18 protein-coding genes are annotated in these 16,839 nt (G+C 72.0%); 13 read left to right on the forward strand and 5 right to left on the reverse strand.

Annotated elements, in window-relative coordinates; translation table 11 throughout:
• Nucleotides 1-82: 82 nt before the first annotated feature.
• From ACZ7OH_RS20950 to ACZ7OH_RS20990, 9 genes are all read left to right on the forward strand, one after another.
• The gene (locus ACZ7OH_RS20950) at nt 83-1,471 is read left to right on the forward strand and encodes a glycine--tRNA ligase (RefSeq protein WP_470282286.1); all 1,389 of its coding nucleotides are present in this window, start codon (nt 83-85) and stop codon (nt 1,469-1,471) included.
• Between the two features lie 94 nt (nt 1,472-1,565).
• Complete coding sequence (locus ACZ7OH_RS20955; protein ID WP_470282287.1) at nt 1,566-2,498, forward strand: ABC transporter ATP-binding protein; 933 nt, start codon at nt 1,566-1,568, stop codon at nt 2,496-2,498.
• Nucleotides 2,495-3,235, forward strand: a complete 741-nt coding sequence (locus ACZ7OH_RS20960) for an ABC transporter permease (RefSeq protein WP_470282288.1) — start codon at nt 2,495-2,497, stop codon at nt 3,233-3,235. The genes ACZ7OH_RS20955 and ACZ7OH_RS20960 overlap by 4 nt, the downstream gene beginning before the upstream one ends.
• 26 nt (nt 3,236-3,261) lie before the next feature.
• Nucleotides 3,262-4,464: a sensor histidine kinase gene (locus ACZ7OH_RS20965; protein WP_470282289.1), complete on the forward strand. Its 1,203-nt coding sequence runs from the start codon at nt 3,262-3,264 to the stop codon at nt 4,462-4,464.
• Nucleotides 4,461-5,066: a response regulator transcription factor gene (locus ACZ7OH_RS20970; RefSeq protein ID WP_470282290.1), complete on the forward strand. Its 606-nt coding sequence runs from the start codon at nt 4,461-4,463 to the stop codon at nt 5,064-5,066. Before ACZ7OH_RS20965 ends, ACZ7OH_RS20970 begins: the two co-directional genes overlap by 4 nt.
• Nucleotides 5,067-5,098: 32 nt before the next feature.
• Nucleotides 5,099-5,752, forward strand: a complete 654-nt coding sequence (locus ACZ7OH_RS20975) for a YdcF family protein (RefSeq protein ID WP_470282291.1) — start codon at nt 5,099-5,101, stop codon at nt 5,750-5,752.
• 34 nt (nt 5,753-5,786) lie between these two features.
• A complete protein-coding gene (locus ACZ7OH_RS20980) occupies nt 5,787-7,061 on the forward strand; it encodes a deoxyguanosinetriphosphate triphosphohydrolase (RefSeq protein WP_470282292.1) in 1,275 nt (424 codons plus the stop codon).
• Nucleotides 7,062-7,183: 122 nt separating this feature from the next.
• The gene (locus tag ACZ7OH_RS20985) at nt 7,184-8,275 is read left to right on the forward strand and encodes a serpin family protein (protein WP_470282293.1); all 1,092 of its coding nucleotides are present in this window, start codon (nt 7,184-7,186) and stop codon (nt 8,273-8,275) included.
• Nucleotides 8,272-10,083 (forward strand): glycosyl transferase, encoded by a 1,812-nt coding sequence (locus tag ACZ7OH_RS20990; protein WP_470282294.1) that lies wholly within the window; start codon nt 8,272-8,274, stop codon nt 10,081-10,083. The genes ACZ7OH_RS20985 and ACZ7OH_RS20990 overlap by 4 nt, the downstream gene beginning before the upstream one ends.
• Here the strand turns inward: ACZ7OH_RS20990 and ACZ7OH_RS20995 are convergent, their stop codons facing one another.
• Nucleotides 10,084-10,539 carry an alpha/beta fold hydrolase gene (locus ACZ7OH_RS20995; protein ID WP_470282595.1) on the reverse strand — a complete coding sequence of 152 codons (456 nt, stop codon included), beginning with the start codon at nt 10,537-10,539 and terminating at the stop codon, nt 10,084-10,086. It lies immediately after the preceding gene.
• A 54-nt stretch (nt 10,540-10,593) separates the two neighbouring features.
• Between ACZ7OH_RS20995 and ACZ7OH_RS21000 the strand changes: the two genes are divergently transcribed.
• Nucleotides 10,594-11,133: a DinB family protein gene (locus ACZ7OH_RS21000; RefSeq protein ID WP_470282295.1), complete on the forward strand. Its 540-nt coding sequence runs from the start codon at nt 10,594-10,596 to the stop codon at nt 11,131-11,133.
• 1 nt (nt 11,134) lies between these two features.
• Here ACZ7OH_RS21000 and ACZ7OH_RS21005 read toward each other — a convergent pair whose 3' ends face one another.
• The 3 genes from ACZ7OH_RS21005 to ACZ7OH_RS21015 all read right to left on the reverse strand — a co-directional run bounded on the left by ACZ7OH_RS21005 (nt 11,135) and on the right by ACZ7OH_RS21015 (nt 13,610).
• On the reverse strand, nt 11,135-12,535 hold the full coding sequence (locus tag ACZ7OH_RS21005) for a serine/threonine-protein kinase (protein WP_470282296.1): 1,401 nt from the start codon (nt 12,533-12,535) through the stop codon (nt 11,135-11,137).
• A 99-nt stretch (nt 12,536-12,634) separates the two neighbouring features.
• The gene (locus ACZ7OH_RS21010) at nt 12,635-12,979 is read right to left on the reverse strand and encodes a VOC family protein (protein WP_470282297.1); all 345 of its coding nucleotides are present in this window, start codon (nt 12,977-12,979) and stop codon (nt 12,635-12,637) included.
• 31 nt (nt 12,980-13,010) lie between these two features.
• Nucleotides 13,011-13,610, reverse strand: a complete 600-nt coding sequence (locus ACZ7OH_RS21015; protein WP_400904668.1) for a TetR/AcrR family transcriptional regulator — start codon at nt 13,608-13,610, stop codon at nt 13,011-13,013.
• A 103-nt stretch (nt 13,611-13,713) separates the two neighbouring features.
• On the opposite strand from ACZ7OH_RS21015, the gene ACZ7OH_RS21020 reads away from it, so the two are divergent.
• Complete coding sequence (locus tag ACZ7OH_RS21020) at nt 13,714-14,391, forward strand: carboxymuconolactone decarboxylase family protein (protein ID WP_470282298.1); 678 nt, start codon at nt 13,714-13,716, stop codon at nt 14,389-14,391.
• Here the strand turns inward: ACZ7OH_RS21020 and ACZ7OH_RS21025 are convergent.
• On the reverse strand, nt 14,388-14,840 hold the full coding sequence (locus ACZ7OH_RS21025; RefSeq protein WP_470282299.1) for a MarR family winged helix-turn-helix transcriptional regulator: 453 nt from the start codon (nt 14,838-14,840) through the stop codon (nt 14,388-14,390). The two genes, ACZ7OH_RS21020 and ACZ7OH_RS21025, sit on opposite strands and share 4 nt — an antisense overlap.
• Before the next feature lie 24 nt (nt 14,841-14,864).
• Between ACZ7OH_RS21025 and ACZ7OH_RS21030 the strand changes: the two genes are divergently transcribed.
• Complete coding sequence (locus ACZ7OH_RS21030) at nt 14,865-16,223, forward strand: MFS transporter (RefSeq protein ID WP_470282300.1); 1,359 nt, start codon at nt 14,865-14,867, stop codon at nt 16,221-16,223.
• 22 nt (nt 16,224-16,245) lie between these two features.
• Nucleotides 16,246-16,812, forward strand: a complete 567-nt coding sequence (locus ACZ7OH_RS21035) for a carboxymuconolactone decarboxylase family protein (RefSeq protein ID WP_470282301.1) — start codon at nt 16,246-16,248, stop codon at nt 16,810-16,812.
• Nucleotides 16,813-16,839 lie beyond the last annotated feature (27 nt).

Raw genomic sequence — 16,839 nt, forward strand, 5'->3', positions numbered from 1 at the left:
CTGCGCGAAAAGGGCTCGGCCCCGGCGGATACCCTGGACGTTCCAGTCCGATATCCGTCCCCGCATGCTTCCGGAGCGTGGAGTGCCCACGAACACCATCGATACCGTAGTCAGCCTGTGCAAGCGCCGTGGTTTCGTCTTCCCGAGCGGGGAGATCTACGGCGGTACCCGCTCGGCGTGGGACTACGGACCGCTCGGGGTCGAACTCAAGGACAACATCAAGCGCCAGTGGTGGAAGACCGTGGTCCAGGGCCGTGACGACGTCGTCGGCCTCGACTCCTCGGTCATCCTGCCGCGCCAGGTGTGGGTGGCTTCGGGGCACGTCAACGTGTTCACCGACCCGCTGGTCGAGTGCCTTTCGTGCCACAAGCGGTTCCGCGCCGACCAGCTCGCCGAAGAGTACGAGGCGCGCAGCGGCAAGCAGACCTCCGAGAACGACCTGTCCGACGTGCCGTGCCCGAACTGCGGCACGCGCGGCGAGTACACCGCGCCGCGGGACTTCAACATGATGCTGAAGACCTACCTCGGCCCGGTGGAGTCCGAAGAGGGCCTGCACTACCTCCGCCCGGAGACCGCGCAGGGCATCTTCGTCAACTTCTCGAACGTCCAGACGACGTCGCGGATGAAGCCGCCGTTCGGCATCGGCCAGATCGGCAAGTCGTTCCGCAACGAGATCACGCCGGGCAACTTCATCTTCCGGACGCGCGAGTTCGAGCAGATGGAGATGGAGTTCTTCGTCGAGCCGGGCGAGGACGAGAGCTGGCACCAGTACTGGATCGACGAGCGCACGAAGTGGTACACCGACCTCGGCATCAAGGCCGAGAACCTGCGCCACTTCGAGCACCCGAAGGAAAAGCTCTCGCACTACGCGAAGCGCACCGTCGACATCGAGTACCGCTTCGCGTTCAACGCGGGCCAGGAGTGGGGTGAGCTCGAGGGCATTGCCAACCGCACCGACTTCGACTTGACGACGCACTCGAACCACTCGGGTCAGGACCTGTCGTACTTCGACCCGACGTCGAAGCAGCGGTACCGCCCGTTCGTCATCGAGCCGGCGGCCGGTGTCGGCCGGTCGATGATGGCGTTCCTGATCGACGCCTACTACGAGGAAGAGGTGCCGAACGCCAAGGGCGGCACCGACAAGCGCGTCGTGCTGAAGCTCGACCCGCGGCTGGCGCCGTTCAAGGCCGCGGTGCTGCCGCTGTCGCGCAACGCCGACCTCACGCCGAAGGCGAAGGCCGTCGCCGAGCTGCTGCGCAAGCACTGGAACGTCGACTTCGACGACGCCGGCTCGATCGGCAAGCGCTACCGCCGGCACGAGGAGATCGGCACGCCGTACTGCGTGACGGTCGACTTCGACAGCCTCGAGGACAACGCCGTGACGGTCCGCGACCGCGACACCATGGCGCAGGAGCGCGTCGCGATCGACAAGCTGGAGGCGTACCTCGCTGGGCGCCTGATCGGCTGCTGATTCGCCCGAGGCCCGGGTACCCCTGACACCTGTCACGGCCAGGTCGTGACGCACGGTCTGGGGACCCGGGCCGCCCGGGCGGCAGCCTGGGGGCATGCGAGAAACAGACACCCAGGCGGTGGCGGCGGGGGCCGCGGTCCACCTCACCGGCCTGCGCAAGCACTACGGCGACGTGCCCGCGGTCGACGGCGTCGACCTCACGATCGCCCCGGGCGAGGTGGTCGCCCTGCTCGGCCCGAACGGCGCCGGCAAGTCCACCACCGTCGACATGATCCTCGGCCTGACCAGGCCCGGCAGCGGCGATGTGCGCGTGTTCGGGCGCAAGCCGATCGACGCGGTCCGCGCCGGCCTGATCGGCGCGATGCTGCAGGGCGGCGCCCTGATGGACGACCTGACCGTCGGGGAGACCGTCGGCATGGTCGCGGCGCTGCACCGCAAGCCCCTGCCGGTCGCCGAGGCGCTGCGCGCCGCCGGGATCGAGGAGCTGGCCGGCCGCCGCGCGAACAAGCTGTCCGGGGGCCAGAAGCAGCGCGTGCGCTTCGCCGTCGCCCTGGTCAGCGACCCCGACCTGCTGATCCTCGACGAGCCGACCGCCGCGATGGACGTCGGCACCCGGCGCGAGTTCTGGCAGTCGATGTACGCGTTCACCGAGTCCGGCCGCACCGTCCTGTTCGCCACGCACTACCTCGAAGAGGCCGAGGAGTTCGCCGACCGGGTGGTGCTGATGCGCCGCGGCCGGGTCGTCGCCGACGGGAGCGTCGCCGAGGTCCGCGCGCTGGCCGGCGGGCGCACGCTGCGCGCCGCCGTCCCGGGCGCCACCGACACGGTCATCGCCGCCCTGCCGGGCGTCAAGGAGTTCGAGCTGCGCGGCGACCGCGTCGCGATCTCCACCGGCGACTCCGACGCCACGCTGTGGGCGCTAAAGGCCGCGGTGCCGGCCCTGCGCGACGTCGAGATCAGCGCCGTCGGCCTCGAAGGCGCCTTCCTGTCCCTGACCGCCGACGAGACCCCGGAGTCCGTGCGATGAACGCCACCTACCTGTTCACCGAGATCCGCCGGAACTTCCGGGCGCCGCGGTTCCTGGTCTTCGTCATCGCGTTCCCGGTGCTGATGTTCCTCTTGCAGGCCAGCGTCTTCGTCAAGGCGAGCGACCCGCAGCACGCCCAGTTCGCGGCGATCGTGATGATCAACATGATGACCTTCGGGACGTTCGCCGCGGCCAACACCAGCGGCGGCCGGCTCGCCCTGGAGCGGGCGCTGGGCTGGCAGCGGCAGCTGCGGCTGACCCCGCTGACCGGGTTCGGCTACCTCGGCGGCAAGGGGCTCTCGGGCATGCTCGTCGGGCTGCCCGCGCTGGTGCTCGTGCCCCTGCTGGCCGTGACGGTCGAGGGCGTGCACCTGGACGCCGCCGGCTGGGTCCGGATCCTCGTCGGGATCTTCCTCGGCACGCTCCCGCTGGTGCTGCTCGGCCTGCTGATCGGGCAGTTCGGCACGCCGGACTCGATGCAGCCGATCAGCATGATCGTCACGCTCGGCATGGGCTTCCTCGGCGGTCTGTGGATCCCGCTGGAGACGATGCCCGGCTGGATGCACGACCTCGCGCAGATCATGCCGACGTACTGGGTGCTGCAGGTCGCGCGGCCGGCCGTGACCAGCGACATGGTGGTCTCGCTGCCGACGGCCGCCGGCGTGCTCGCGGCGTGGACGGTCGTGCTGGGAGCGCTGGTGATCAGGCGTTACCGTAAGGATAGCGCCCGCGTTTGAGGGCCGGAGAAGGGCGAGGAACGGCGATGGCGAAGTCCGAGAGGCACGCGTTCGGGCTGAACAACAGGGAAGCGTGGTGGGCCGACCCGCTGCCCGATCCGGAGAACAACGGCCCCGACCGGGTGCGCTGGCCGATCATGGGCGTGTTCTTCCTGCTGCCGTTCCTCATCCCGGTCACGAGGTCGCTGGCCGCGCGGCCCGAGGTCGACGCCGGAGTGGTGCTCACCGGCGTACTGGTCTACGTCTACGCGCTGTGCTACCTGCTGTTCCCGTTCGTCTTCCGCCGGACGCTGCGGGTGAAGCTGGGCTTCGGCGCCGGGATGAACCTGCTGGGGCTCGGCGTGGTCGCGGCGACCTCGGCGAGCCCGTTCATCCTGCTCTACGGCACGGCGGTGATGGTCTTCCTGACCCCGGCCGCGTGGGCGGTGATCATCGACCTCGCGACGCTGCTGATCGGGGCGCTGCTGCTGGTGGCCGAGGGGAAGTTCCTGGACGACTACGGCGACCTGATCACCGTCGGCTCGGTGACGCTGGCGATGTTCTTCATGGCCAACCTCATCCGCGCGGTCCGGCGCCTGGAGGTGGCCAACAAGGAGATCGCCACGCTCGCCGTGACGAACGAACGCCAGCGCGTCGCCCGCGACCTGCACGACCTGCTCGGGCACAGCCTCACCACGATCACCGTCAAGGCGGGGCTGGCCCGGCGGGTGCTGGAGAGCGCCGGCGACATCCCGCGCGCGGTCGAGGAGATCCGCGAGGTGGAGAGTCTCACCCGCAGCGCGCTGTCCGACGTCCGCGCGACCGTGTCGGAGTACCGCCAGGTGTCGCTGTCGGCGGAGCTGGCCGGGGCCCGGGCGGCGCTGCGGGCCGCGGAGATCGACGCGGACCTGCCGCACGCCGTCGACAACGTCCGCCCGGAGTTCCAGACGACCTTCGGGTACGTGCTGCGCGAAGCCGTGACGAACGTGCTGCGCCACTCCGGCGCCAAGCTGGTCAAGGTGAGGCTGGGGGACACCTGGCTGGAGGTCGAGGACGACGGCACGGCCACCGGGGTCGTCCCGGGCAACGGCCTGCGCGGGCTCACCGAGCGGCTCGACGCGGTCGGGGGGACCCTGCGGGCGTCGGCCCGGCCCGGGGGAGGATTGCTGGTGCGGGCCGAGGTCCCGCTTCCGGAACCCCGCGCGGCGGCCCCGGCCGTGCGCGCCGAACCCGCGGGAGGACTCGCTTGATCCGGGTGTTGCTGGCCGACGACCAGGCCATGGTGCGCGGTGCGCTGGCCACCGTGCTCGGCCTCGAGAACGACATCGAAGTGGTCGGGCAGGTCGGCTCGGGTGACGAGGTGGTGGCCGCCGCGCGCGAGGCCAAGCCCGACGTCGCGCTGCTGGACGTGCAGATGCCGGGCAAGGACGGCCTCGAAGCGGCCGCCGACCTGCGGGCCGCGCTCCCGTCGTGCCGGGTGATCATCTGCACGACGTTCGGCCGTCCCGGCTACCTGGCCCGCGCGATGGCGGCCGGCGCGGCCGGGTTCGTCGTCAAGGACGCCCCGCCCGAGCAGCTCGTCGAGGCGGTCCGGCGAGTCCACAGTGGACTCCGGGTGGTGGACCCGGCGCTGGCCGCCGAGTCGCTGGCCACCGGCGCCAGCCCGCTCACCGCGCGCGAGCGGGACGTGTTGCGGGAAGCCGAAGACGGCAGCACGGTGGCCGACATCGCGCGCGCGGTGCACCTGTCCGAAGGGACCGTGCGCAACCACCTGTCCGCCGCGATCGGCAAGACCGGCGCTCGCACCCGGGCCGAAGCCGTCCGCGTCGCGGAGGAGCGCGGCTGGCTCTGAGCGGCGCGCGGCGTTCTGACAAGATGGGCCGGGTGGGTACCGCTGAACGCACGAAACCGACGTTCGCGAGCTGGGCGCGCCGGATCGCGTTCGGCACCGTCCTGATGCTGCTCGCGCTGGTCGGCGGCACGGCGTTCCGCGTCTGGCAGGTCGCGCGCGACAACGACCGGACGCCCGCCGACGTCATCGTGGTACTGGGCGCGGCGCAGTACAACGGCAAGCCGTCGGACATTTACGCGGCGCGGCTGGTCAAGGCGAAGCAGCTCTACGACGCGGGCGTCGCGAAGACGATCGTCACCGCGGGCGGCAAGAAGGCCGAGGACAACTTCACGGAGGCGCGGGCCGGCCAGCTCTGGCTGACCCGGCACGGGGTGCCGTCCACCGCGACCCTGGCGGTCGGCGAGGGCAGCGACACGCTGCGCAGCCTCCGGGCGGTCGCGGAGCAGGTGCAGGGGCGCGGCTGGCACACGGCGGTGCTGGTCAGCGACCCGTGGCACTCGTTCCGGGCCCGCACGATGGCCGACGACCTGGGCCTGGACGCCTGGACCGCGCCGACGCACAGCGGGCCGATCGTGCAGGAGCGCGTCACGCAGGTCCGCTACATCGTCCGCGAGACGGGCGCGCTGCTCTACTACCGGCTGACGAAGACCCCGGCCGACGACCTCTTCGCCACGTTCCTGGGCTGAGTTTTTTGTCGGACCCGCCGTTTAGGCTGGTCGGGTGGATTACACCGAGCACGACACCGCCCGCCTGCTGCCGGAGCCGGCGAAGGGCGCGGCGCTGCCCGGCACGCGGGCGGACGGGCGCAGCGCGTTCTCGCGCGACCGGGCCCGCGTGCTGCACTCCGCGGCGCTGCGGCGGCTCGCCGGCAAGACCCAGGTGGTCGGGCCGGGGGAGGGCGCCGAGGTCACCGGCGTCCCGCGCACGCGGCTGACGCACTCCCTGGAGGTCGCGCAGATCGGCCGCGGCATCGCCGACGAGCTGGGCGCGGACCCGGACCTGGCCGACACGGCCGGGCTGGCGCACGACATCGGGCACCCGCCGTTCGGGCACAACGGCGAGCGCGCGCTCGACGAGGTGGCGGCCGCGTGCGGCGGCTTCGAAGGCAACGCGCAGACGCTGCGGATCCTCACGCGGCTGGAGCCCAAGCTGTTGTCCGCCGAGGGTGACCCGGTCGGGCTCAACCTGACGCGCGCGTGCCTGGACGCGACCACGAAGTACCCGTGGCCGCGCAAGCCGGGGCAGGCGAAGTACGGCGTGTACGCCGACGACGTCCCGGTGTTCACGTGGTTCCGTTCCGGGGCGCCGGCGGAGCAGACGTGCCTGGAAGCCCAGATCATGGACTGGGCGGACGACGTCGCGTACTCGGTGCACGACGTCGAGGACGGGGTGCTGGCCGGCCGGATCAAGCTGCGCGTGCTGGCCCACCCGGACGAGCGCGCGGCCGTCGCCGAGGCGGCGGCGAAGCACTTCTCGGCGCAGTCGGTGTCCACTTTGGAGGATGCGGCGGCGGAACTGCTGGCGTTGCCGGTGGTGGCGGAGCTGGCATCGGCGGAACCGGACGGTTCACCGGGCGCGCAGGTGGCGCTGAAGAGGCTGACGAGCGAGCTGGTCGGCCGCTTCACGACGGCGGCGGTCACGGGAACGCGCGCGGAGTTCGGCGAGGGGCCGCTGGGCCGGTACCGGGCGCGGCTGTGCGTCCCGGACCAGGTGGCGGCGGAGGTGGCGCTGCTGAAGGCGCTGGCGTTGCGGTACGTGATGAGCGACCGCCGCCGGCTGGCGATGCAGGAGGGGCAGCGCGAGCTGCTGGTGGAGCTGGTCCACGCCCTGGCGCGGCGGGCGCCGGAGTCGTTGGACCCGCTGTTCGTGCCGGCCTGGGAGTCGGCGCGGGATGACGCCGGGTTGCTGCGGGTGGTGATCGACCAGGTCGCTTCGTTGACGGACGCGCAGGCTCACGCTTGGCATTCGTGGCACGTGACCCGCCACCACCGGTGATCCGCCGGATCGAGGTGGTTCTGGCACCCGGCTGTGCGATCACCCGTGGGGGATTTGTCACCCGTGGGCGGAGTTCCGCGTAGCCGCCCGGTGGGGTCGGCCGTTCCGGTACTCTCGCCCGCATGGCCACGGACAGCCACCTCCGGTTCGCCCTCGCCGTCCACCGGGCCCTCGGTGCCGAGGGCGGGAACCTCTGTTTCTCCCCCTACTCGGTGGCCAGTGCGCTGACCCTCGCCGCGCGGGCCGCGCGGGGCCGGACCCGGGATGAGCTCGTCGCCCTGATCGGGGATCCCGGCGAACAGACCGCCCTCCTGCGGGAGGCCGCCGAACTCGTCGGAGAGAGCCGGGGCGAACAGGCCGAGCTCGCCGTCTCCAACACGCTGTGGGCCGACGACCGGCTCCCGCTCGAAGACTCCTTCAAGGCCGAGCTGGCCGAATGGCCCGGCGCCGCCGTCTCGAGCGCGCCCTTCGAGAAAGACCCCGAAGCCGCGCGCGCCCTGGTCAACGCCGATGTCGAACGCACCACGCGCGGGCTCATCCCGCAGCTGCTGCCGCCCGGGTCGATCGATCGCGACGTCGCCGCCGTGCTCGTCAACGCGCTCTACCTCAAAGCCGCCTGGAAGCTGCCGTTCCGCGAGGCGAACACCTCCGACGCGCCCTTCCACGCGCCGTCCGGCACGCGGGACGTGCCGACCATGTGGCTCGGCGAGCGCGTCGGCTACGCGCACGCCGCCGGCTGGCAGGCCGTGCAGCTGGTCGCGGCGGGCGGGCTGCAGGCCGTCGTGCTGCTGCCCGACGGCGACCTCGCCGACGCCGAAGCCGCCCTCGACCAGCCCACCTTGACGAGCCTGCTCGGCCGGATCAAGGCCAAGGCGGTCGAGCTCGCGCTGCCCAAGATCGCGCTCGACGTCCCCAGCTCGCTCACCGGCGTGCTGCGCGGGCTCGGCGTCCGCACGATGTTCACTGACGAGGCCGACCTGAGCGGGCTCTCCCCGGACCCGCGGCTCACCGTGTCCGAAGTGCTGCACCAGGCCGTGCTGCGGGTGGACGAACAAGGCTTCGAGGGGGCCGCGGCGACCGCGCTCACCATGCGCCTCACCTCGATGATCATCGACGAACCGGTCACCGTGACGGTCGACCGGCCGTTCCTGCTGCTGGTCCGGCACGCCGGCACCGGGGCCCTCCACTTCATCGCCAGGGTGGTCGAACCGTGAGCTTGAAGTCCGAAGCCGTCCCCGAACTCGTTCCGCCCGCACCCGAACCACCCGAAGGCCCGAAGCGCTGGGCGTGGCAGGACTCCGCCATCGCCGGCGGCTTCCTGCTCTTCACGATCCTGCTCTACAACGGGCTCTGGTTCGACCTCAAGCGCGGCTACCTCTGGAACGGCGCCTCCGACCAGAGCCAGTGGGAGTGGTACTCGACGGTCGTCGCGAAGTCCGTCCTGCACTTCCAGAACCCGTTCACCACGGACCTGCAGAACTACCCGCACGGCGTCAACATGGCGGCGAACGCGGCGATGTTCGGCCTCAACATCCCGCTCGCGCCGATCACGCTCACCTTCGGCGCGACGCTGACCTGGGCGATCGTGCTCACCGCCGGCCTCGCCGGCACCGCCACCGGCTGGTACTGGGTCTTCTCCCGCCACCTGGTGCCGAACCGGACGGCGGCCGCGATCGGGGGCGCCTTCTGCGGCTTCGCGCCGCCGATGATCTCGCACGGCAACGCGCACCCGAACTTCGTCGTGCTGTTCGTGCTGCCGTTCATCGCGCTGAAGACGATCCAGATCGCGCACGGCGAACGGCCGGTCCGCAACGGCATCTGGCTCGGGCTGCTCGTCGCGTGGCAGATCCTGCTCGGCGAAGAACCGCTGATGATCTTCGCGCTGACGTTCTTGGTCTTCGCGATCGCCTACCTGATCCCGCACCGCGCGGAGATCCGCGGCATGCTGGCGCCACTGGGCAAGGGGATCGGCGTCGGCGTGGTCGTCGCGCTGCTGGTCGCCGGGTTCCCGTTGTACTGGCAGTTCTTCGGCCCGCAGAGCTTCCACTCGCTGCTGCACGGTTCGGCGGGCAACGACACGGCGGCGTTCACCCGGTTCGCGACGCAGTCGATCGCCGGCTCGCCGGAGGCGGCCGCGGACGTGTCGATGAACCGCACCGAGGAGAACGCGTTCTTCGGCTGGCCGCTGATCGTCCTCATGGTGGTGCTGACGATCTGGCTGTGGCGCGACGTCGTTTCGCGCGCGCTGGCGATCACGATGTACGTGATGGCCCTCCTTTCGCTGGGCGTCGAAATCACGGTGGCGCACGACGACACCGGCGTCCCCGGCCCGTGGAAGTGGCTGGGGCAGCTGCCGCTGCTGGACTCGCTGCTCGAGTCCCGGCTCGCGATGGGCTGCATCCCGGCGGTCGGCGCGCTCCTGGCGATCGCGACGCACCGCGTCTGGACGGCGGCGGCCGAGCAACCGGAACCCCTCGACGGCAAGCAACGGTTCCCCCTGCGCATGGTGTGGATCGGCGCGGTGGTGGCGGTGCTGCTGCCCATCGCGCCGACGGAGCTGGTGACGCACGAACGCCCGCTGTCGCCGCCCTTCTTCGCCGACGGGATCTGGCGCCAGTACGTCGCCCCCGGCGGTTCGCTGGTGCCGGTCCCGCTGCCGAGCACCGGCGAGGCGGAACCGTTGCACTGGCAGGTCGACGCGGGCCTCGGCTACCCGATGCCCGAGGGCTACTTCGTCGGCCCGACCTCGCCGACCGACCGCCGCGGCCGCTACGGCGCGGTGCCCCTGCCGACGTCGGACCTGTTCGCCGAGGTGGAGAAGACCGGACAGGCCGCGGACGTCACCGAAGCCGACCGCACCCAGGCCCTGGCCGACCTGCGCGCCTGGAACGCCGACGTGCTCGTGGTCGGGCCGCGGCAGAACCAGGAAGCGTTGAAGTCCACTGTGGAGCTCCTCCTTCGGAAGCCGGCGGAGTTCGTCGGCGGGGTGTGGGTCTGGGACGTGCGCGCGCTGACGCCGTGATCACGCCTTCGCGGCGTCGAGCAGGCACTTGACGTAGGTCGCCGGGAGCTCGCCCAGCGGCTGCGTGAGCTCGGCGTCCGAAAGTCCTTGGCCGGCAAAGTCTTCCGCTGCCGGCGGTGGCCAGAAGCCGCGCTCGGTGAGCGCCGCGACTTGTGCCTCGGACCAGGCGGACGTGAACGACTTCCCTTCCGTGGGCACGTTCGAGTCGACGAACACCGCGCGCCTCAGCCGGTCGCCGATCCGCTCGGCCGCCTGCTCGGCGGGGATGCCGGAGTAGCTGTGCCCGACCACCACGACGTCCCGCAGGTCGCCTCGCGAGACGACGTCGACAATGTCCTGCACGTGCCTTCGCTGCCCAGCGGGCACTTCGCGGTTTTCGGCGACGCCGGACAACGTCACCGCGTGCGCGCCGTGACCCGCTTCGCGCAACCCCGGGACGACGTCGAACGAATTCAGCCATGCCCGGAAACCTAGTGGAGGGGTCCGATAATTTCGGTAGAGTCGGCGCCCGTGACCTCAGTGGACGACCAGGGGCGGACCGAGCCGCCCGTCGACGGCGACGAAGCCGCGATCCTGCTCGGCTTCCTCGACTTCCACCGCGACACGCTGGCGTGGAAGTGCGCCGGGCTCGGCGAAGCGGGCCTGCGCGCGACGCACCCACCAGCCACGCTGACGCTGGGCGGGCTGCTCAAGCACCTCGCGTACGTGGAGGACTACTGGTTCTCCTGCGTCCTGTTCGACCGCGAGCCGGCGCCACCGTGGAACACCGTCGACTGGCGCGAAAACCCGGACTGGGACTGGGATTCCGCGGCCGAAGACCCGCCGGAGCAGCTTCGCGCGCTCTGGGCGGACGCGGTCGCGCGGTCCCGCGAGCGCTACGCGGAAGCGCTGGCGAACGGCGATCTTTCCCAGTCCTCGAAGCACACGCGGCGGGACGGCACCTCGCCGAGCCTGCGCTGGATCCTGGTCCACATGATCGAGGAGTACAGCCGCCACAACGGCCACGCCGACCTCATCCGCGAGTCGATCGACGGCAGCACGGGGGAGTAGCTCACCTGCTCTTGGCGAGCGCGTCGGAGTCGATGCACAGCTCGCCGTCCCGCATCGCGAGCCCGAGGACGTGCGTTTCGGTGGTGTCCGGGCGGCCGTCGCGGTAGTGCAGCCGGATCCGCGCGGTCACCGTGCTGCCCTCGACCGCGGGCGTCCCGACGACCTCGGCGCCGCTGAACTTGCTCCAGAACTTCTCGTAGCTGTCCCGCGTCCGCAGCCGCAGGTTCGGGCCGATCAGCTCCCAGCCGGCGGCGGTGTCCGGCATCAGCCCGTAGTAGTGGACGACGAACCCGGCGAGATCAGCCGGGGCCGGCCGGCTCGCACCGGCCGTGGTGACCGGGGAGGGCGCGGCCGGGGTGGTCGTGCGGACGGGCACCGGCACCGGTGCGGCGAGCGGTGCCGACGTCGGCGTCCCGGCCGGGGTCCGCGCCAGCAGGGCGGGCAGCGCGATCACCGCGCCTGCGCCGCCGAGCAGGAGGACCGTGACGATCGTGAGCGCGACCAGCAGCCCCGTCCGGCGCCGCGGGGCGGCCTCCGGTCCGACCCGGGTGAAGGCCTGGGTCGCGGGCGGTGTCGCGAAGCCGCGCGACGAGCCGAGGGCGGCTCTCGCGCCCGCCGCGAGCGCCGCGGCGGTGGGGTACCGGTCGTCCGGGCTCTTCGCCATGCCCCGGGCCACGACGCCGTCGAGCGCTGCGGGAAGGCCGGGGCGCAGCAGGCTCGGGCGCGGTGGCGCCTGGTTCAGGTGAGCGTGGAGGAGGGACGCGGCGGTCGTCGCCGCGAACGGTTTGGTGGCGGTCAGGCACTGGTGCAGCACGCACGCCAGCGCGTAGACGTCGACGCGCTGGTCGGGCCGGGCGCCGGTGAACCGTTCGGGGGCCATGTAGTCGAGCGTGCCGATGGCCGCGCCGGCGCCGGTCAGACCGGTCGCCGACTCCTGCGACCGCGCGATCCCGAAGTCCACCAGGTAGGCGAACCCGGTGCCGGACAGAAGGATGTTGGACGGCTTGACGTCCCGGTGCACCAGGCCTTCGGCGTGCGCGGCGGTGAGGGCCTGGGCGATCTGGCCGACGACGTCGACGGCTTCGGCTGCGTCCATCGGCCCGCGTGTGTTCAGCCGCGTCGCCAGGTCTTCGCCGTCGACGAGCTGCATGTCCAGGTAGAGGCGGCCGTCGATCTCCCCGAACGCGTGGATCGGCACGATGTGCGGCTCGCGCAGCCGGGCCGCCGCGTGCGCTTCGCGGCGGAAGCGTTCGCGGAACTCCTCGTCGGCGGCGAGGTGGGGCGGCAGCACCTTCAGCGCGACGACCCGGTCGAGCCGGGTGTCGCGGGCGCGCAGCACTTCGCCCATGCCACCGCGCGCGATCGGCCGTTCGATGCGGTACGGCCCGAATTCCGAGTTCACAGGGCTCCTTCGGAGGCGGATTACCCCCGAAGTCGCGGCGGCGCCGGTGGCGCGTTACACGTCGGCCATTCCCGGAAGCCCTGCGGAGTACGGCACCGCTCACCCAGGCCGGTGCGCGATCTGGAAGACGTTGCCGAACGGGTCGCGGACCATCGCGCGGCGGTCGCCGTACGGCGTGTTCGCGGGTGGCTCGAGGCTCGTCGCGCCGCAGTCGAGGGCCCGGCGGTACGTCGCGTCCGCGTCGGCGACGTACACGTACAGGAACGCCGGGAACAGCTCGCGTTCGCCTTCGGCCGACACCATGACGAGCGAGTCTCCGATGTGGATCTCGGCGGGACGGCCGCTTTCGACCTCGCCGGTGGCGCCGAACACCGAACGCAGGAACGCGACGGCGGCGACGAGGTCGCGCACCACCATCCGGGGGACCACCGTCTGGAGGCTCATACCCGCCCACCCAAGCCGGTTCCCCCGCTGATCACAAGTCCAGGCCGACCAGCTTCACCAGGAACCGGTCGACCTGCTCGACCGCCGGCGGCCACGGCAGGTCCGGCTCGTTGATCCGCTGGGCGAGCATGCCGTTGACGGCGGTCCGTAGGTCGATCGCCACGGTCGCGGCGTCGTCGGCCGGGGCCAGGCCCGCGTCCATGCACGCCTGGACCGCCTCGGTCGTGCGGGCGACCATGACCTCCTTGAACGGCATGCCGTGGCGCCGGTGGACCTTGCTTTCGTGCAGCACCTTGTAGAGCCCGGAGTGCGCGCGCGCCCACTCCGCCTGCGCCAGGATCCGGGCGCGGAGCGCGGCGGCCGGGTCCGGCGCTCGGGCCGCGGCCGCGTCGCCGGTGCCGACGAGGTCTTCGTGGCAGCGCTGCATGGCGGCCAGGACCAGCGCGTCGCGGTCGGGGAAGTGCAGGTAGACCGACGTCGCCGCGATCGACACCTCGCGGGCGACGGCGCGCAGTGAGAGCGCTTCGTCGTCGCCCAGCTCCTCGAGCATCCGCACGGCGGCCGTGACGATCTCGTCGCGCAGCAGTTCGCCCTGGCCACGGGCGTTGGGACGGCGGCGGGTTCCGGTCATGGTCGGCCCAGTGTAGCTGGACACCCATCGCGCTACAGGTGTAGCGTCAATTGCACTACAGCTGTAGCGCTACGAACGTTCACCACACTGAGGGAGCACGACCTTGACCACGACCGAAACGAGCCTCGACCGGCTCGCCGCGCTCGACCCGGCGTTCGCCCGGCTGGTCGGCGCCACCGCGAAGCACGTCCGGGCGATCCCGGAGCTGACCGACCGGGAGAAGACGTTCCTCTGCGTCACAGCCGACGTCTGCCAGGCGAGCCTGGGCCTGGCGTTCAGCGCCCACGTGCGGGCCGGGCTGGCCGGCGGAGTGTCCACTTCGGACGTCCGCGAGCTGCTGCGGTTCGTCTCCTACGACTGCGGCTACCACGCCGCGACGGCGGGGATCGAGCGGATCGCCGAGCTGGAAGGAGAACTGGGCATCGACCCGGTCCTGGCGGAACCCGAACCGGTGCCGGACGGACCCAGCCCGCTGCCGGAGGAGGTGCGGACGCGGCTGAACGAGCTGGACCCGCACTTCACCGGCTACTTCGACCTCCAGTCGCGGATGCGCGCCGGGCACGGGCCCGGCACGCTGAGCGAACGCGAGCGCGGCCTGGTCAGCCTGAGCGTCGACGTCCACTACCAGACCCTGGAAGACACGTTCCGCATCCACGTCGGGCGCGCGCTGCGCGGTGGCGCGTCGCCGGAAGACGTGCGCGCGGCCCTGCGGTTCAACGCCCAGTTCGGCGTCACGCGAGCCTGGCGCGCCTGGGAAGCGCTGAACGCGATCCTGAGCTAGCCGAGGACTTCGTCCGCGAGCCGCGTCAGGTATCCCGCGAAGCGGTCGCGATCCGCCGCGTCCCAGTGGCCCACCAGCGCCTCGAACGCCTGACGCTGGTGGGTCTGCGAAGCCGCGAGGAACTCCTTCGCGGCTTCGGTGAGCGTCAGCACCGCGCGGCGGGCGTCCCGGGACGACGTCGAGCGCACGACGAACCCGTCGCGCACCGCTTCGGCGACCATCCGGCTGGCCACCGACCGGTCGATGCCCAGCTGGCGGGCCACGTCGGCGACCGTCACCTCGCCGCCCGACGCGCCGTCGACCGCCTGGATGACGAAGAGGTTCGGCACCGTCCACGCCGGCGGGGCGTCCGCGGCGAAGCGCTCGACGACGTCCGGGGCCCACTGGCGTGCCCAGTGCCGGACCAGGCGGAACAGGGCGGGGCCGCCGGCGGAGCTTGATGCGTGCATAAGGCACGTTATAACGTGTGCTTTATGCACGCATATCGGAACCTCGCGTTCGCCGGCCTGCTGCTCGGCATGGCCATGGCCCAGCTCGACGGCCTGATCGTCACCGCGGCCCTGCCCTCGATCGGCGCCGACCTGCACGCCCGCACCGGGCTCGTCGCCGTGACCGCCGCCGGCCTGCTCACCCTCACCGTCGCGACGCCGCTGCACGGCCGGCTCGGCGACCTCTACGGCCGCCGGATCTCCTTCGCCGCCTCGGTCCTCGTGTTCGCCGCGGCTTCGGCGTGGTGCGCCGCCGCACCCGACCTCGGCTCACTGGTCGCCGCACGCGCCCTGCAGGGGCTGGGCGGCAGTGGCCTGATCGTCACGGCGATGAGCGCGCTCGGCGAGCTGTTCGAGCGCGACGAGCTGCTGCGCCGCCAAGGCTGGCAGACGGCGGTGTTCGCGGCCGCCACCCTCGGCGGGCCGCCGCTGGGCGGGGTGCTCGCCGCGGGGCCGGGCTGGCGGTGGATCTTCCTGGTCAACCTGCCGCTGTGCGTACCCGCGCTGGTGCTGGGCCTGCGCGGCCTGCCCGCGAAACCCCGTCGTACCCAGGAGAAGTTCGACGTCGGGAGCAGCCTCCTGCTCGTGGCCGCCGGATCGGCGGTCGTCGCGCTCGGGACCGTCGACGCGCTCGCGCACAGTCCACTGTGGACGCCGGTGCTGGCCGGCACCGCGGTGGTGACGGGGTTCCTGTTCGTGCGCCGGCAGCGCCGGGCGAAGAGCCCGCTGATCTCGCCGAAGGTGTTCGCTGACGCCGTCCTGGCGCGCGCGGTGGTGGTCAACGGACTGGCCGGCGCCGCGCTCTACGGCACCTTCACCTACGTCGCGCTCGTCGCGGCGTTGGGCGCGGACGCGGCCGGGACGGGGTTGCTGCTGGTCGCGATGACCGCCGGGCAGCTCGTGCTGTCCGCCTCCTTCGCGGCGCTGGCCCGCCGGCACCCGGACATGCCCGCGTGGGGCCGGCTCGGCTGCGTCCTCGGCACGGCCGGGCTCGCCGGTATCGCCGTCGCGGCCGCGCTGGGCGGCAGTCCGTGGCTCCTCGCGCCGGGCCTGTTCGCGATCGGCGCGGCCTTCGCGGTCTGCACGTCCGCCTACACCGTCCTGGGCCAGACGCGGGCCCGGCGCGACCTGCTGGGCGTCACCCTCGGGTCGCTGACCTTCGCCCGGCAGGCCGGCGGGCTGGCGGGGGCCGCGGTGTTCGGCTGGCTCGCGCTGGCCACGACCGGCGGGCTCGGCGCCGCCGGGCTCACCGTCGTGTTCGCCGCCGCGGCCGTGCTCATGCTGGTGGCCTGCGTCACCGCGCCCGCTGTCACGTCTTCCGACGCGGTCTCGTCCCCGTCGTGACCGCGAACGAAGGAGAACGCCGATGCCTCGCATCCCCGCGAAGAAGACGTCCGAAGCCGGCCTCGTGCTCAAGCTGATGTACCGGTTCGCGGGACGCCGGTACGGCGCCGTGCCCGAGCCGATGGCCGTCGCCGCCCACCACCCGGCCCTGCTCCGCACCTACGCGGTGCACGAAACGCTGGCCGAACGCGCGTCGAAGAAGGTGCCCGCGAACGTGCGCGAGCTCGCCGTCTACCGCGTCGCCACCCGGATCGGCTGCTCGTGGTGCGTCGACTTCGGCACCATGCTGCAGAAGCACGACGGTCTCGACATCGAGCGGCTGAAGAAGATCGACGACTACGCGACCTCGCCCGCGTTCAGCCACCAGGAACGGCTCGCGATCGCCTACGCCGACGCGATGTCGGGCGAGCGGGTCACGGTCACCGACGAGCAGGTCGCCGAGCTCGAGCGCGAGTTCGGCCGGGCCGGCGTCGTCGAGCTGACCTACCAGATCGCGCTGGAGAACTCGCGCGCCCGGATGAACAGCGCGCTCGGCATCGTCGACCAGGGCTTCACCTCGGGCGACGCCTGCCGCGTCCCGCTCCCGTAGGACCCCGGGGATCGGACCCCGGGTGGA

The organism is Amycolatopsis sp. NPDC114478 (assembly GCF_055633805.1).

Coding starts and splice junctions, on each gene's coding strand:
- ACZ7OH_RS20985 (WP_470282293.1), top strand. CDS start 7,184: ATGGCCACGGACAGCCACCTCCGGTTCGCCCTCGCCGTCCACCGGGCC.
- ACZ7OH_RS21030 (WP_470282300.1), top strand. CDS start 14,865: ATGCACGCATATCGGAACCTCGCGTTCGCCGGCCTGCTGCTCGGCATG.
- ACZ7OH_RS20955 (WP_470282287.1), top strand. CDS start 1,566: ATGCGAGAAACAGACACCCAGGCGGTGGCGGCGGGGGCCGCGGTCCAC.
- ACZ7OH_RS20965 (WP_470282289.1), top strand. CDS start 3,262: ATGGCGAAGTCCGAGAGGCACGCGTTCGGGCTGAACAACAGGGAAGCG.
- ACZ7OH_RS21035 (WP_470282301.1), top strand. CDS start 16,246: ATGCCTCGCATCCCCGCGAAGAAGACGTCCGAAGCCGGCCTCGTGCTC.
- ACZ7OH_RS21010 (WP_470282297.1), bottom strand. CDS start 12,979: ATGAGCCTCCAGACGGTGGTCCCCCGGATGGTGGTGCGCGACCTCGTC.
- ACZ7OH_RS21025 (WP_470282299.1), bottom strand. CDS start 14,840: ATGCACGCATCAAGCTCCGCCGGCGGCCCCGCCCTGTTCCGCCTGGTC.
- ACZ7OH_RS21015 (WP_400904668.1), bottom strand. CDS start 13,610: ATGACCGGAACCCGCCGCCGTCCCAACGCCCGTGGCCAGGGCGAACTG.
- ACZ7OH_RS20960 (WP_470282288.1), top strand. CDS start 2,495: ATGAACGCCACCTACCTGTTCACCGAGATCCGCCGGAACTTCCGGGCG.